The organism is Paracholeplasma manati, assembly GCF_025742995.1.
Lineage (GTDB): Bacteria > Bacillota_I > Bacilli_A > Acholeplasmatales > UBA5453 > Paracholeplasma > Paracholeplasma manati.
Genome location: NZ_JAOVQM010000003.1, coordinates 247,217 through 263,408 on the forward strand (window position 1 = coordinate 247,217; position 16,192 = coordinate 263,408).

Here is a 16,192-nt window from a genome sequence, read left to right on the forward strand (position 1 = left end):
CTCCTCTTTCTTTATTCTTTAACCCCACCAACGTTGACGCCTCTTGCGAAATACTTTTGCAAGTAAGGGTAGACAACGATGATTGGGATAATAGACATGACAATCATCGCATACATGTACGAATACGGTGAATATGGTGTATTCGTAATCGATGCGTTTTCATCCATCAAATATTCACTTAGATATTTTCTTAGATGGACTTGAAGCGGGTGTTCGAAATTCCAATTTACAAGGACGAGGTTCCAGAAATACCCATTCCAGCGGGATAACGCATAGAATAAGGTGACTGTCGCGAGCGCACTCTTGGACATCGGTAAGTATACATTCGTGAGGACTTGGAATTCGTTGGCACCATCGACGATGGCTGCTTCTTCAATTTCCTTGGAAACCCCACTAAAATAGTTTCGTAATAAAATGACGTTGAATGCTTGTACCCCAAACCCGTAGATGATCCCCCAGCGATAATCTACCCCAAACATCTTATAGTTTAAGAAGGTTGGAATCATCCCTGCGGAGAACCACATCGTAAAGACAATCAAGAAGTTGATTTGTCTTCTAAAAACGAGTCTAGCTTTGGAGAGTGCATACGCTGCCGCAACCGACATGACCATCGAGAACATGGTCCCGAAGAAGGTATAGAATAACGTATTCGTATACGCAATCCAGAAGCCTTTATCGGAGATGACGGCGATCAACGCGTCTAATTGAAAATCGACTGGCCAGAAGATAACTCGGCCTTGTTCAAATGCTAATTTCCCCGATACCGAAGCCGATATCGTATAAATGAATGGGTATAGTGCTGCGATGGCGAATAAGGTAACGAGCACATACGCTATGACTTTAAAAATGACTTCAGATATATCTAATCTTCGCATAGGTGTTCTCCTTAGAATAATGACGTGTCAGATACACGTTTCGATATGAAGTTCGCGCCTAAGACTAAGAACATCGCGATGATCGAGTTAAACAAGTCTGCAGCTGCTGCTGTATTGAGTGAGATGGATTGTCCACCCATCAAACCACCAATTCTGGTAACGAAGGTTGAAATGACATCGGCTGTTTCATACGTTTGGACGTTATACAACAAGATGATTTTTTCATAACCAACCGATAAGATTTCACCGATACGTAAGATGAGCATGATGGTTAAGGTTGGTGCCATCCCTGGTAATGTAACATAGCGGATTTGTGCCAATTTATTCGCACCATCAATACGTGCGGCTTCATAATTGGTTGGGCTGATGGCCATGATTGCTGCGAAATACACAATCGAACCATATCCGGCACCTTCCCAAATACCAGAGATGATGTAAATCGATCGGAAGTATTGTGGTTCATGTAACATTCGAGTGGATTCACCGATCAAACCGAGCATTTGGAAGAGTGAGGTCAAGACGCCTGGCGCTTGGTGTGGTTCATTCCCTTCAAATAACATTAAGGTGATGATGGATGTGATGACGACTGTACTGATGAATTTTGGTAAATAGGTTAAGATTTGGGTTAAGCTTCGGTAGAAATCTGATTTGATTTCCGAGAAGAATAAAGCCAAGATGATGGGTACCGGGAAACCGAAAATCAACCCATACATCGAAATTGCGAATGTGTTACGAAACGCTTGCCAGAACTCTTTCGCATAGTCACCAGCAATCAATGATCTAAATGCGTAAAATCCAGCAAATGGGGCTTGTCCGACTGACAAGGTTAAATCATTTTGATTTTTAAATGCTGCCAAAATCCCATAGATTGGCATGTATCTAAAAACGAAGAAATAGAGAATGACTGGAATCAACATCACATATAGAGGCCAGTCTTTTTTAATCGCGACCCAATAGCGATGCCATTTATTCTTTTCCAATTCCTCCATTAAGAGTTCGTGTTTTAAATCATCCAAACTCATGTTTTTAACGTCGTTGTTAACTCTCATAGATGCGTTCCTCTTCTTGTCTTTCCTTTATTTGCCTAAGGAGATATGCTTTCATATCTACCATAAAATCTTCTTGATGCCTTGCGATCATTAGGATGACCCAACCTAAAATGATATTTAACCCATGTCTTGTAAAAAGAACGATCCATTCAACTGTGCCAAAAAGCCAATACTGTAACAATACTTGGGTGAAGAACAGTGCGAGATAACCTGTTAAAAAATATAGGGTTAACAACAAGACTTCACTACGGATTTGACCTTTGGTCGTGATTTTAAACCATACCATCGAACTGCTGAGTGCGAAGATTGATACAATATAACCCAACATTGGTAAGATGTCGAAATTTCGATAGAGTATCGTATGCAATAGCGCGATAACGCCATTGACATATAGACCATATTTGCCCCAACGCACATAGATAATCATCAAAATCGGGGTGGATAAAGTCACGTATAAGAAAATCAACTCTTTTTGACTGGCAAAAAATCCAATGAGATCGACAATGACGGCGACAACGCCTAACACAATCAAATCCAAGAGACGGTATTTCGCTATTGTCAAAGTAAGACCTCCTTTATATAATAGATTTACATGAGGTGAACACATGAAACAAATTAAGCTAACCCCACAAGACGATATACAAGCTATTTTAGACTCATACCCACTCGATTCGAAACTCGAAGTGTATTTATCCAACGGATTTTACAAACAAAAACTTACAATCAGACATCCTGATTTAAAATTGATTGGTGAATCTCATGATGCCATCATCTCATTTGATGACCACGCACTGACATTTCACGCAGATGGTTTATTGATGAACACATTCAGAACCCAAACGGTACTGATTGTGGCGGATCATGTGATGCTATCCAATTTAACCATTGAGAATACCAGCGGTACCGGACCCAAAATCGGTCAAGCGATAGCGCTTTCTTCTTATGGAAATGAAACAATGATTCAAAATTGTGTCTTAAAATCTACCCAAGATACCGTGTTCTTTGGGCCATTGCCATCGGATTTGATTTTAAGATACGATCATATTTTAAGTGGTCTTGAATTGATCAATCGTCCCTTAAGACAATTCATCTTTGATTCGACCATCATCGGAAACATCGATTTTATATTTGGTGGTAGTGATGCGTTTTTCGATCACTGTACGATCATTTCGAATGGTAGTGGCTACATCAGTGCCCCTTCTACACATCCCAAATCATCGTTCGGGCTGGTTTTTAATGGTTGTAGTTTCCAATCCCTTGGACAGTACAACATTGTTCTAAGTCGACCTTGGCGATCTGGAGGAAAAGCCATTTTCATCAATTCAACATTCAATATGCCGATCGCGTTAGAACGTTATATGGATTGGGACAAGCCGTATTTCGAGCATTACGAAATCCCGTATGTGCCACACCCATTATCTAAACCATTGCCCGAAACCATGAAATTAAGTATTTCGGAAATCATCGCTGAAAAGCGATTTTTTTTTACATGTTGAAGTATTTCTTAGCGTTGTTGTAAGCGATATCTTCAACGATTCTGCCCAAGACTTCATAGTCTTCAGGGAACAAACCTGCTTCAACCCAGCGACCTATTTTATCACACAAGAGTCGTCTAAAGTATTCATGGCGTGGGTAGCTTAAGAAGGATCTTGAATCTGTCAACATACCAACAAATCTGGATAACAAGCCATTGTTTGCTAAAGCATCCATTTGGCGTTTCATACCATCAATGGTGTCATTGAACCACCATGCAGAACCACATTGTAGTTTGCCAGGGGTTTTGCCATCTTGGAATGCTTGCATCAAGGTGACAACCACTTCATGATCACGCGGATTTAAGGCGTAAATGATGGTTTTTGGTAGTTGGTCATGATGATCTAAAGCATCTAGGATGCGAGACAATGGTTTCGCAATCAATTCATCATTGATGGCGTCATATCCGGTATCTGGTCCTAAGGTTTGTAACATGCGTTTGGAGTTATTTCTAAGTGCCCCAATGTGGTATTGTTGGACCCAACCACGTTGGTGATAAGCTTTGCCTAAGAACACCAACATATAACCCTTGTATTTTTCAACTTCATCTTTATGCAAAGTTACTTTTGCTCTAGCTCGTTTGAAAATAAGGTCAATCTCTTCATCATTGGTATCTTGGAAGTGAATGGAATCTAGCCCATGGTCCGATAAACGGCACCCATGTTCATGGAAATAATCCATTCTTAATTCCAATGCTTTCATCAAGTCATTGACCGTGTCGATTGGAAATCCAACCACACCGCTCAATTGATTGAGCCAATCGTTGAACCATGAAAGTTCAATATTGATGGCTTTATCAGGTCTGAAAGCTGGTTTAACTTTAAATGCGTTATTTTCTTTTTCAAGTAATTCATGGTATTTCAAGTCATCGACTGGGTCATCGGTTGTACAAACCAATTTGACATTGCTCATTTCGATGAATTTCTTGGGTGTTAAGTGTTTTAATTGTGCATTGGCTTCATCATAGATGGCTTTAGCTGTTTTTGGAGATAACAATGTTTCTATGTTGAAGAAACGACGTAATTCCAAATGGCTCCAATGATACAATGGATTTCCTACCAAGTAAGGCATGACTTCTGCATATTTATAGAATTTTTCAAAATCAGGTTGATTGCCTGTAATGAAGGATTCATCGACCCCATTGGCACGCATCAAGCGCCATTTATAATGGTCACCACCCAGCCAAACCTTTGATAAATTCTCAAATGGTTTGTTCTCATAAATTTCCTTTGGGTTTAAATGACAATGATAATCGATGATTGGCATTTTAGAAGCATATTCATGATAAAGTTTTTTTGAAACTTCGTTGGATAACATGAAATCCTGATTCATAAATGTATGCATATATGTCCTCCTTATAGGATAACGCCTGTTTTAAAAATACCTATTTCTCTAAAGTGATTGATTTCATTTCGTGTCTTTTTACCATTGACCACGGAAACAATGAAATCGATGAACTGTTCTAACAAGGTGTCCATATCGACGCCTTCGGTCAGTGAACCTGCGTTAAAATCAATCCAATTGGGTTTTTTATGGTATATTTCTGAGTTGGTTGAAACTTTAATGGTTGGAATAAACCCACCAAATGGGGTTCCACGACCAGTTGAGAACAACACCAATTGACAACCACTCATACCCAACGTGGTGACAGAAACCAAATCATTACCTGGGGCACTGATTAAGTTTAAGCCTTTGGTTTTTAAACGGTCTGTTTGTCCTAAAACATCACAAACCATCGATAAACCGGCTTTTTGTGTACACCCTAAAGACTTGTCTTCTAAGGTTGAGATACCCCCATTTTTATTACCTGGGGATGGGTTATCATAAATGACTTGGTCATTCTTTTTATAATAGGCTTTGAAATCATTGATGAGATTAACGGTTTTGTGGAAAACGTGTTCATCCTTCGAACGTCTCATCAATATTTTTTCTGCACCAAACATTTCTGGTACTTCGGTCAATACAGTGGTCCCACCATGGTGTGTGATATAATCTGAGAGTTTACCTAACAATGGGTTAGCTGTGATGCCTGATAGGCCATCCGATCCCCCACATTTCAATCCGATACGCAATTCTGAGATGTCCGCTTTGACGCGTTGATCATCTTTCATCGCTTCATAAAGTTCTTTTAGAACCTCTAAACCGGCTTCTAATTCATCTTCCACTTCTTGCATGACGAGGAATTTAACGCGATTAGGATCATAATCACCATAGGATTCTCTAAATGCTTTGACTTGATTGTTTTCACAACCTAGCCCTAATACCAAAACGGCACCTGCATTGGGATGTTTCGCAATGTTTTGTAAGGTTTCCTTGGTGTTTTCATGGTCGTCACCCATTTGAGAACAACCGAATTGGTGCCCGAATAGATGGATACCATCGAATTCAGGACCAGGATTGACTTCTCTCATGAATAAGTCAGCCAGTTGTCTGGTTTGACCAACGATACATCCAACCGTAGGCACAATCCAAAGTTCATTACGAATGCCAACTTCACCATTTTTTCGACGATAGACATACACATCGCGATTTTTAGGTTTGACTTCATAAGATTCGTATTGTGGTTCAAATTGATAATCCAAGACATCGTTTAAATTGGTTGATAGGTTGTGCACATGTACGTGCGCACCTTTTATGATGTTTTGTGTCGCGTGTCCAATCGGAAAGCCATATTTAATGACATCTTCACTGACAGATAAATCCTTTATCGCGATTTTGTGTCCTTTTAAAATATCTTCTTTTAAGATAATACCATTCACCATTTGACCTTGTTTTAGATCCATTAAAGCGATCATCACATTGTCATCCGGATGAATGATTAAAAATTGAGTTTGTTTCAAAGCGTTAAGCCTCCAATACGTGTTGTAATGCGTCTCTCATACCCATATTGAGGATGGCTTCTACATGTTGATACACATAAGATAAAACATCTGGTTGAGACAAACGGGTGGTTTCCCAGTGAGGTAAGCTTAAAATCGTTTGCACGACTTCTTTGACATCACCTTTAGACCATAATTGTTGATATAGTTCTAAAAATTGTGGGTCATCTTGAAGTTTGATGGTTTCGTTGTTTCGTTTACCACGATAGAATACGATTGTCGCTGCTAAGCTGAATAATTGTAATTTAGGAAACTTACCATGGTCTAATTGATTTAAGATACTTGGTAAAATACGAGATTTATATTTGCTCATCGCGTTTAAAGCAATGCTCATGAGTTCATGTCTCACGAATGGATTTAAGTAACGCTCCAATACCGCTTTTGCAAATTTATCCATATCGGCTTGTGGGAGGTCAATCGTTGGGATGACTTCCTGCCAGATGAGATTTTGGATGAATTGCCCAATTTGAGGGTCCGTCACAGCTTCTTTGACGGTATCAATCCCACAAAGATAAGCAATCGGTACCAATGCAGTGTGTGATCCGTTCAAGATTTTAACCTTGCGTTCTTTATACGGTTTTAAAACATCTACGAAATACACATTGAGACCCGCTTGATCAAATGGCAATCTCGTATTGAGGCCTTTTTCACCTTCAATAACCCATAGGTGGAATATTTCACCTTTAACCATTGAATGGTCTAAATATCCAAATTCTGCCTCAAGTTGATTTGCATCTTGTTTCGGATAGCCTGGAACAATACGGTCAACCAAGGTGTTATAAAAGCGATTGGCTGTTGTCATCCAATGAATGAACGTTTCACTCATGTTATTATAACGTGCCATGTCGATTAAGACTTTTTTCAATGTTTGACCATTGTCGTCAATGAGTTCACAAGCTAAGATATCTAATCCTGCTTCCTTTGCACCTGCGAATACTTCAAATCGCATGCGTAGGAACGCCAGTAGTTTGCCAGGGAATGAGGTAGGACATTGATTGAAATGAACAATCTCGTTCATAAAAGCAATGCCTGCTTCTGTGGTGTTGGATACCACAGTGGTGATGATTGGGGATGCTGCTAAATCCAAATATGCTTTGTATTGTGTATAAGGATCAATAAATTCAGATAATACATCGACAATCTTTCTTTCAGACACGACCTTACCTTGGTCAATGCCTTCTAAAATGAGGGTATATAATCCATCTTGTTGCTCTAAATCTCTTACTCTGCCTTGTGGCATCGGTTGAATGACAGCGACGTTGCCATCAAACAAACCTTTTTCATTCAACGTTTGAATAAAAGGGTCAACGAATGCACGTAGAAAATTACCTTCTCCAAATTGTACAACCTTAATTGGTCGCTTTGGAAAAGGTTTGATGACCCTAGATAATCTATCCATAAAATCCTCCCAGAAATGGTGATCAGTATTCAGTCTATTTTATCGTCCGTATATGCGGACACCGTTTAAATACACCTAATTTTATCATGGAAAATAAAACCTGTCAACGGTTTCAAGGCATTTTTTGTAATCGTTTTTCAAAATCTAACAAAAACCGTTTATAATGGCCCTCAAAAAAGGATGTATTTGAAATGGTCTTCTAAAGAAGGGGTCATTTTATAAACGCCATTTAAAATTTTCTTTAAAAAACGATAAAAAAATGCACCGCTTGGGTGCATTTAGCTTTGTTTAACGAAAGAGTTGTTGTCTGGGTCTGTGTATACACGGCGACCACGATTGAGTTGATTGATGGCTGCAATTTCTTCAACAGACAAGAATAAATCTTGAGCTTCGAGGTTTTCTTTCAATCGTTTTGGTGTAACCGATTTTGGAATCATCAATATGCCGCGTTGAATACCCCATGAAATGATGACTTGAGCAATCGTGCTTTGATGTTTATCGGCAATTCCTTTTAATACTGGATAATATGGACCATCTTCTACAAAGACTTCGCCTTTCATAAACGGACCGTATGAAATCATAGCAATATTCTTTTCATTGAGGTAGACCTGTGTCGGCAATTGATATAACCCAGGGTGCATCTCAATTTGGTTGGCCATTGGCACGATTTTAGCGGTTTGTAGTAACGCATCCATGTGGTGGATTTTAAAGTTGGATACACCAATCGCTCTGGCTAACTTTTGTTCATAGACTTCTTCCATCCCACGCCAGGTTAGTTGATTGAGTGCGTTCGATGGGCTTGGCCAGTGAATTAAATATAAATCGACATAGTCTAATCCCAACTTATCTAGGGAAATTTTAAGTTCACTTTTGGCTTGTTCATAGCCCAAATTGATCGGAGATAATTTTGTTGTAACAAACAGTTCATCCCTTGGAATACCTGAATCTTTAATAGCTCTACCCACAGACGCTTCATTGCCATAGATTTGAGCCGTATCGATGTGTCGATACCCTAATTTTAAAGCTTCTAAAACAGTATCATAGGCTTCCCCTTCAGAAACTTTGAAGGTACCTAATCCCAACATCGGCATCTTGACGCCGTTGGAAAGTGTTTTGTATTGCATAAAACCCTCCTTTTTCTTTTATTATAACAGTGGATTTTGAAGTTTCGCAATTTTCTCGTTGGTTAAGTCTTTGAGTAAAGCACGGACCATGAGCCATGCAGCGTGGTGATCCGATAGATCAAACATCGCTACTGTAGAGTGAATATATCTTGCTGGTAAGCCAATGGTGGTTGCGATGATGCCGTCATTAGAATCGAGCGCTCTAGCTGCATCCGTACCCCCTTTTGCGATATAAACTTGATAATTGATTTGATTTTGTGCAGCCAAGTCTTTGAAATAATTGAACAGACGTGGTGCCATAATGTTTCTCGGATCAAATAAACGGATTAAGAATCCATCACCCATTTTACCAGAGGCTTTAGGGTCTGCCAAATCATTGAGTGGGGATGCATCGAGTGCTAAAAAGAAATCTGGTTTAAATTTGAACACAGATGTCCCAGCACCTCTTAGACCGACTTCTTCTTGTACAGTCGCACCAACCACAAGATTGAATGGTAGGTCAACATCGTTAAAATCACGGATGATCTCGAGTGCCATGCCGCAACCCCAACGGTTGTCAACTGCTTTTGACATCGCTTTAGTGCCATTAAAATTGAGTTCAAAATCATTCTTTGGTAAAACCATATCACCTACAGCGACCCCTGCACTGAGGACATCTTCTTTGGATTTTGCACCTATATCAAAGATTAAATCTGGAAAATCAGCAGCTTGGTTTTTGGATAAATGTGGCGGTACGGAACCAATGATGCCTGGAACCAAACCTTTCTTGGTTTCTGCATAAAGTTTTTGGGAAATGAATACTTCAGCAACCAATCCACCGATTGGGATAACTTTTATCGCCCCATTCGGTAAGATGTCTGAAATCATCAAACCAACTTCATCCATATGGCCTGCAATCATCACCGTTTTCGCATCTTTTTGTTTCGATGGTTTAACCGCGAAAATTGAACCAATATTGTCTACTTCGATTTTAAATTGATTGTATTTGCGCATTTCGGCTAAAATGATTTGAAATACATTGTGTTCATACGCTGAAATACCAAATGCATTCATGAGTTTTTCGTAAATCGGATCTAATTTAATCATTTGAGTTTTGCCTTAAACCCATAAATTGGGCTTTCCTTTCGCTTTTTTTCTTCGTATTCTGAAACGGCTTCACGTGCTTCGCATTGGGTATTTGCCCAATAAACTTCAAAACGCGAAGTCATCAAGTATTCTAAGGAGTCGGTATACAAGGGTTCAAAATCCGAACGGAATTCGAGTTCACCTTCATCTACCAGTATGGTTTCATACATTTTTAAATACGTTTCTGCAGTCAAACGACGCTTATGGTGTCGTTTTTTAGGCCATGGATCACTAAAATTTAAGTATATTTTACTAACAGACTTTGGTTCAAAATAGCTCAATAATGCATTGGCATCGTCTTGAACAATCGTCAAATTAGGCAATAGTAATGCTTCTTGTTTTTCCAAGATGCGATAACATACATTGATGTCTTTTTCAAAAGCAATATAGTGTAAGTCTGGATGTAATTTAGCCAATTCTGTAATGAATTTACCTTTACCACTGCCCACTTCAAGTACCATTGGCTGTTCAGAACGAATGATTTGTGGGGTCGTCATGATTAAATTGGATTGATGGATGGCTTCAAATGCCTGTTTAACTTTTTTAGTTCTCACTGTTTTTAATCAACACATACGATCCGTATGCGGCTCCTATACATAATATAATACCTAAAACGGCTTCTACCCAACCAAAATGAATCAACGGTTGGTCTTGATTTAATATCGTTAAAATGGAAATGGGACTGGATACCAATAACCCCAAAACGGCGGCATAAAATAGCGATTCAAAGCGGTGCATGATGATTGAAATGACTTTTGAAAATACAATTAAACCAATCAAAGCACCAACCACAAAAGTGATGACTGCCGGGAGTACAGACCACAGTAAATCTAAATTGACTGTTAACACAGCTTCAATCGCATCTTTTGCTAAAGAAAGTACATGGGCATAATAACCCAACAATAATAAAACGAGTGAGCCACTAATGCCTGGTGCAATCATCGTTCCAGTGGCGATAAACCCCACCAAAATCAACATCACATAGTATACCCAACCGGTATGTACCGAGAGGTTTGAATTTAGAATCGGTAATAATACCATCAACAAAAATGCCAAACCAAACGCAATCCAGTGTTTATAATCTTTGGATTGTACTTTTTTATAAATGGATTTAACCCCACCTAAGATTAGACCAATAAAGATTAAAGTGGTTAATAATGGTACTTTTTGATACCCTAAATCAATCACAAAAACCCCAAAGACAATCCCTATAGCCAATCCAATTAGAATGGGTAAAAGTGCTTTGATGGTTTGTATCGGTGTTTTTAATAAAGATAAAATCCCTTGAATGAGTTGGTCATAGATGCCAAAAATAACGGCCATGGTCCCACCGCTCACCCCAGGGATAATATTGGCTAACCCCACAAAGAAGCCGCCAATGATCGTTTTAAACTTAGACATTGAGAGGTAACCCTAAATTGTCCTTTATGAGTAATTCAGTGAGTGCTTCCATCGCAACCGCTTCGTCTTCACCTTGAACACGAATGGTGAATTCAGCGTGACGGTAAATCCCTAAAGACATGACCCCCATGATGGACTTCATGTCAACAGCTTTTTGATTAGCGATTAACCATACCTCGGATTTAAAACGGTTTGCTACAGTAACCAAATTGGTTGCTGGTCTAGCGTGAATGCCATTTTCGGCGATAACTTTGAATGATCTTTCCATCGTTTTACACTCCTTTTTCTAATGCTTTTTGGATGCTTTTTGGGTCATAAACAAAGGTCATTGTAATGTCTTTTCCTTTGACAAAAACCCCTTTGCTCGATAGTGCTTTCAGTGATTCAAAATCCACCAATTTAACTTGTTCAACAGTGAATTTGACGCGTTCATGTTCTAATGAGATTTGCTTGATATTGTTTAAGCCAAATGCGTTTTTAAGCGAAAGGATAAACTCTGGTTCAATCGCACGGCGGTCCTTTTCTTTGGGTTTTCGTCCCCTTAAATGACCATTCAAACTGATGAGTACCACCAGTGTTGCTATCGTGACCACCCCGATGATGGTCATAGTATCAAATTGAAAGTTGGATAACATGCGAACACCCCTTCATATTGATTATACGTGGTCAGCCTTTTTTTTACAAGCAATTATGCCACAGGTATGGTATATTTAATATAGATATTTTTAAGGAGTTCATCATGATCATAGATTGGATTAAATTTATATTACTTGGTATCATCCAAGGCATCACCGAGATTTTACCCATCTCTTCTTCAGGGCACTTGGTGCTGTTTCAATACATCTTTGATTTACAACAACCCGGTTTGGCTTTCGAAATGTTTACCAATATGGCCTCATTAATTGCGATGGTTATTTTATTTTATAAAGACATCTGGCGACTGATTGTTCAAAGCTTTAAATTTTTATTCAAACGAGATTTATCAGCGAAAAATGATTTTCTATATGTTGTTAAATTGATGATTGCTGTCATACCAATTGGTATCTTCGGTCTACTGTTTAAGGATGAGGTCGAAGACATCAAGAATATTCTATTCGTTGGCTTCGCACTGATGTTTACAGGTTTATTGTTACTCATCATTTATCGTTTTAGAAATCAATCTGAAACCCATGATGATGTCACCTTTAGAGACGCTTTATTCATCGGATTCACCCAATCGATTGCGATTCTCCCTGGTGTATCTCGTAGTGGGTCAACCATCATTGGTGGTCTTTCACAAAAACTGTCTTTAAAATCCTTATTAAAATTCTCTTTCTTATGTTATATCATCGTATCTGTGCCCGCATCTTTATTATCGATCATCGATTTAAGTAGTCAGGCTGAAACCATTGATTGGATAGGCTATAGTTTAGCGTTCATAGCGACTTTAATCACCACTTACATTGCTGCTTATTTGGTCATGAAACGCCTTCAAGTCAAACATTTACTGTATTTTGGCATCTACTGTTTATCGGTTGGATTAATCGCTGTCATCACCCATTTCATCTTATAAAAAAACATGCGCATTTTCGCATGTTTTTTATTGGATGAACATCGCGTCTCCAAACGAAAAGAAACGGTATTGTTGTTTGACGGCTTCATTGTAAGCTTTTAAAATCAATGTTCGATTCGCGAACGCAGAAACCAACATGATTAAGGTTGATTTTGGTAAATGGAAATTGGTAATCAATGCCCCAATGGTTTTAAACTGATACCCTGGATAAATAAAAATGCTGGTTCGATAAATACCTGGATGAAAACCATCTTGATAATTGCTTTCAAGGGTTCTAACGGTCGTCGTTCCTACAGCAACGATGCGCTTCTTTTGAGTCATCGCTGTGTTTAGACGATTGGCAGCCGTTTCAGTGATTTGGTATACTTCTTCATGCATATGGTGGTCTTCAATGGTGTCAGTACTGGTTGGTCTGAAGGTCCCTAAACCGACATGTAAAGTAATTTCAATGATTTCAATGCCTTTTTCGCGAATTTTATCCATTAATGGCGCAGTAAAATGCAGTCCTGCTGTGGGTGCTGCTGCACTGCCAATCTCTTTTGCATAAACCGTTTGATAGCGGTCTTTTTCATCTAACTTTTCATGAATATAGGGTGGTAGTGGCATTTCTCCAAGCTCATCCAATACTTCATAGAAAATCCCTTCAAAGGCGAACATGAAAGTTTTGATGCCTTCTTCTTTTTCCTTCACACACGTCGCGATTAACTTGCCGTTACCAAAACTGATTTTGGTGCCGACTTTCACACGTCTGCCTGGTTTCACCAAAGCGTCCCATAGCTGGTCGTTTTGTTCCAATAATAATAGTTCAATCACAGCGTTGGTATCTACTTTAGTACCAATCAAGCGGGCTGGCATCACTTTCGTGTTGTTTACAACCAACACGTCATTGGTCGTAAGTTCATCGATGATCTGGCTAAACTGGGTATGTGTAAACTGATCATTCGCACGATTAATCATAAAAAGCCGTGACTCATCACGGTTTTTCAATGGGTGTTGGGCGATTAAACGTTCTGGTAATTCAAAATCGAAATCTGCAGTTTTCATTCTTCAAATAGTCCTTTTAAATATTTCTTGCCTAAAGCGTCATAGCTCTTTTGCATAGCGATACGACCTCTAGCGGTGCGTTTGATGAACCCTTCTTGTAACAAATAGGGTTCATAGACATCCTCAACCGTGGTGATTTCCTCACCAATGGTCGCAGCGATCGATTCGAGCCCAACGGGTCCACCTGCGAATTTATCAATGATGGCGGATAAATAGCGTTTATCGGTATGGTCTAACCCATTCGATGAAATGCCTAGTTTCTCTAATGCATGGTTGGTAATATCTAACGTGATGGTGCCATCCCCAATGATTTCAGCGAAATCACGAACGCGTCTAAATAAACGGTTGGCGATGCGGGGTGTGCCGCGAGAACGTTTCGCCAGTTCCATGACAGCGTTCTCTTTGATCTCTGTTTTATATACGGAAGAGGTGCGTTTGACAATCAAACCCAGTTCATCTTGATTATAGAAAGACAGACGCATAACCACACCAAAGCGATCTCTTAGTGGCGCGGACAAATCCCCAAAACGGGTGGTTGCACCGATAAGGGTAAATGGGGGTAAATCGATACGGATTGAACGGGATTGTTGGTCTTTACCGATGACGATATCGATGACATAATCCTCCATGGCAGCGTATAATACTTCTTCAACCACGCGTGGTAAACGATGAATTTCATCGATGAATAAAACATCCCCTGGTTCAAGGGAGGTTAAAATAGCAGCCAAATCACCACTACGTTCAATGGCTGGGCCGGAGGTCACTTTCATATTGACACCCATTTCATTGGAAACGATTTGTGCCAAGGTGGTTTTACCTAGTCCTGGTGGCCCATAAAATAAAATATGGTCGAGTGTTTCTTCACGCTTTAAAGCAGCTTTAATGTAAACATCGAGCATTTCTTTGATGTCTTTTTGGCCAATATATTCATTTAATTTTTGGGGTCTTAACGTTTGGTCTTCATCCTCTTTCATCGCGAGCGATGAGATGAGTCTATCATCAGTTGTCATAAATTACCTACTTAATCAATAGTTGTAGTGCTTGTTTAATGCGTTTTTCGGTGGATAAGGCTGGGTCTAACTTCGATACGACTTTTCGCAATTCGGAAGCCGAATAACCCAATGCCATCAATGCTTCTTGGACCTCATCTTTTTGATTGGTGTTGATTTCTAAGGCTTTCTTATCTAATTTGCCTTTTAAATCTAGGATGATTTGTTGGGCACTCTTCGGTCCAATGCCAGGAAATTTGGTTAAAAATTTGACGTCTTGATTTTCAATGGCGTATTCAATTTGATCTGGTTTACCAGACGCTAAAATCGATAATGCACTTTTAGGACCAATGCCAGACACGCTGATCAAATCTTCAAACAAATTACGTGCTTCTTTGGTGTCAAAACCATACAAGGTATCTTGGTCTTCTCTAACGTGGTGATGGATATAAATTTTCACCGTTTCACCTAATTTATAAATATATGGGTTGGGTGCAACCACCAAATACCCAACCCCTTGGTTATCTAAAACCACATTGGTTGGTTCAATTTCTGCGATGGTACCTACGATATATGCATACATAAAAAAATCACCTCAATAACAAAATCATTATAACATGTTTTATCTTATAAAACGGTTTTTTCCAGCACAACCCGTGATTTCATATCGGTATAAATCAGACGTAATCCGAATTGTTTACACAAATACTTAAATGTGTTCAAATGGTAGAATGCAACATGTGTGGTGTCTCGCACATACCACCACTGATCAATGCCCTCAAAATCGGTATAAAACTGGGTTTGAATGATGAGCCTACCACCATGATTAAGCAAATCAATCAATCGTTTGAATTCAGTCATTGGTGATTCGAAATGTTCCACGATTTCAATCAAAATGATGTTGTCATAAGTCGTTTGTAAAACCTTATGATCTGGATGATAATATAAATCATATAAAGCTAAGCCTTCAATGAAATTCGACATGACCCCACCTTCACCACAACCATAATCCAAACTTTTGCCTGGCTTTAGATATATACCGACAAATGTATCGAAAATACGTTTTTGATATGCAATATATTCATCGTTATCTTCACCATTATGGTGTGTATCGTAACGCGCTTTCGCAGCCTCATTTGAAGGAAAATGTTGTGGGTCTTTCATTACTAAATAAGAGGTTTCATCCTTATGAAATTGTATTTTACGGTTTTTTTTAGTCATG

18 protein-coding genes are annotated in these 16,192 nt (G+C 39.1%); 2 read left to right on the forward strand and 16 right to left on the reverse strand.

The features are described from left to right. Positions 1–11: 11 nt before the first annotated feature. From N7548_RS05435 to N7548_RS05445, 3 genes are read right to left on the reverse strand one after another with little or no spacing between them, the layout of a single operon-like run. A complete protein-coding gene (locus tag N7548_RS05435) occupies positions 12–875 on the reverse strand; it encodes a carbohydrate ABC transporter permease (protein ID WP_263608454.1) in 864 nt (287 codons plus the stop codon). Between the two features lie 11 nt (positions 876–886). Next, a complete protein-coding gene (locus tag N7548_RS05440; RefSeq protein ID WP_263608455.1) occupies positions 887–1,924 on the reverse strand; it encodes an ABC transporter permease in 1,038 nt (345 codons plus the stop codon). Then, positions 1,914–2,486 (reverse strand): hypothetical protein, encoded by a 573-nt coding sequence (locus tag N7548_RS05445; RefSeq protein ID WP_263608456.1) that lies wholly within the window; start codon positions 2,484–2,486, stop codon positions 1,914–1,916. Before N7548_RS05445 ends, N7548_RS05440 begins: the two co-directional genes overlap by 11 nt. Before the next feature lie 43 nt (positions 2,487–2,529). Here N7548_RS05445 and N7548_RS05450 point away from each other — a divergent pair, with 43 nt between their 5' ends. Then, positions 2,530–3,420 carry a pectinesterase family protein gene (locus N7548_RS05450; protein ID WP_263608457.1) on the forward strand — a complete coding sequence of 297 codons (891 nt, stop codon included), beginning with the start codon at positions 2,530–2,532 and terminating at the stop codon, positions 3,418–3,420. Here N7548_RS05450 and uxaC read toward each other — a convergent pair. The 9 genes from uxaC to N7548_RS05495 all read right to left on the reverse strand — a co-directional run bounded on the left by uxaC (position 3,410) and on the right by N7548_RS05495 (position 12,020). Beyond that, entirely contained in the window at positions 3,410–4,801 is a 1,392-nt protein-coding gene (gene uxaC, locus N7548_RS05455) for a glucuronate isomerase (protein WP_263608458.1), read from the reverse strand. The two genes, N7548_RS05450 and uxaC, sit on opposite strands and share 11 nt — an antisense overlap. Before the next feature lie 11 nt (positions 4,802–4,812). Then, positions 4,813–6,297, reverse strand: coding sequence for a UxaA family hydrolase (locus N7548_RS05460; protein ID WP_277617989.1), 1,485 nt, complete (start codon positions 6,295–6,297; stop codon positions 4,813–4,815). A gap of 4 nt (positions 6,298–6,301) precedes the next feature. Next, positions 6,302–7,735, reverse strand: coding sequence for a tagaturonate reductase (locus N7548_RS05465; RefSeq protein ID WP_263608459.1), 1,434 nt, complete (start codon positions 7,733–7,735; stop codon positions 6,302–6,304). Positions 7,736–8,013: 278 nt separating this feature from the next. Continuing rightward, positions 8,014–8,859, reverse strand: coding sequence for an aldo/keto reductase (locus N7548_RS05470; RefSeq protein WP_263608460.1), 846 nt, complete (start codon positions 8,857–8,859; stop codon positions 8,014–8,016). A gap of 21 nt (positions 8,860–8,880) precedes the next feature. Further along, positions 8,881–9,945: a M42 family metallopeptidase gene (locus tag N7548_RS05475; protein WP_263608461.1), complete on the reverse strand. Its 1,065-nt coding sequence runs from the start codon at positions 9,943–9,945 to the stop codon at positions 8,881–8,883. Continuing rightward, positions 9,942–10,538, reverse strand: coding sequence for a tRNA (guanosine(46)-N7)-methyltransferase TrmB (gene trmB / locus N7548_RS05480; RefSeq protein WP_263608462.1), 597 nt, complete (start codon positions 10,536–10,538; stop codon positions 9,942–9,944). The genes N7548_RS05475 and trmB overlap by 4 nt, the downstream gene beginning before the upstream one ends. Further along, positions 10,528–11,385, reverse strand: coding sequence for a DUF368 domain-containing protein (locus tag N7548_RS05485; RefSeq protein ID WP_263608463.1), 858 nt, complete (start codon positions 11,383–11,385; stop codon positions 10,528–10,530). Before N7548_RS05485 ends, trmB begins: the two co-directional genes overlap by 11 nt. Beyond that, positions 11,378–11,653, reverse strand: coding sequence for an HPr family phosphocarrier protein (locus N7548_RS05490; RefSeq protein ID WP_263608464.1), 276 nt, complete (start codon positions 11,651–11,653; stop codon positions 11,378–11,380). Before N7548_RS05490 ends, N7548_RS05485 begins: the two co-directional genes overlap by 8 nt. A 4-nt stretch (positions 11,654–11,657) precedes the next feature. Beyond that, positions 11,658–12,020: a hypothetical protein gene (locus N7548_RS05495; RefSeq protein WP_263608465.1), complete on the reverse strand. Its 363-nt coding sequence runs from the start codon at positions 12,018–12,020 to the stop codon at positions 11,658–11,660. 104 nt (positions 12,021–12,124) lie between these two features. On the opposite strand from N7548_RS05495, the gene N7548_RS05500 reads away from it, so the two are divergent. Further along, entirely contained in the window at positions 12,125–12,937 is an 813-nt protein-coding gene (locus N7548_RS05500; RefSeq protein ID WP_263608466.1) for an undecaprenyl-diphosphate phosphatase, read from the forward strand. A gap of 27 nt (positions 12,938–12,964) precedes the next feature. Here N7548_RS05500 and queA read toward each other — a convergent pair whose 3' ends face one another. The 4 genes from queA to N7548_RS05520 are packed head-to-tail and all read right to left on the reverse strand — an operon-like array spanning position 12,965 to position 16,191. Then, on the reverse strand, positions 12,965–13,981 hold the full coding sequence (queA, locus tag N7548_RS05505) for a tRNA preQ1(34) S-adenosylmethionine ribosyltransferase-isomerase QueA (RefSeq protein ID WP_263608467.1): 1,017 nt from the start codon (positions 13,979–13,981) through the stop codon (positions 12,965–12,967). Continuing rightward, positions 13,978–14,991: a Holliday junction branch migration DNA helicase RuvB gene (gene ruvB / locus N7548_RS05510; RefSeq protein WP_263608468.1), complete on the reverse strand. Its 1,014-nt coding sequence runs from the start codon at positions 14,989–14,991 to the stop codon at positions 13,978–13,980. Before ruvB ends, queA begins: the two co-directional genes overlap by 4 nt. Positions 14,992–14,998: 7 nt before the next feature. Continuing rightward, positions 14,999–15,553 carry a Holliday junction branch migration protein RuvA gene (gene ruvA / locus N7548_RS05515; protein ID WP_263608469.1) on the reverse strand — a complete coding sequence of 185 codons (555 nt, stop codon included), beginning with the start codon at positions 15,551–15,553 and terminating at the stop codon, positions 14,999–15,001. Positions 15,554–15,597: 44 nt separating this feature from the next. Then, positions 15,598–16,191, reverse strand: a complete 594-nt coding sequence (locus tag N7548_RS05520) for a class I SAM-dependent methyltransferase (RefSeq protein ID WP_263608470.1) — start codon at positions 16,189–16,191, stop codon at positions 15,598–15,600. Position 16,192: the final 1 nt, after the last annotated feature.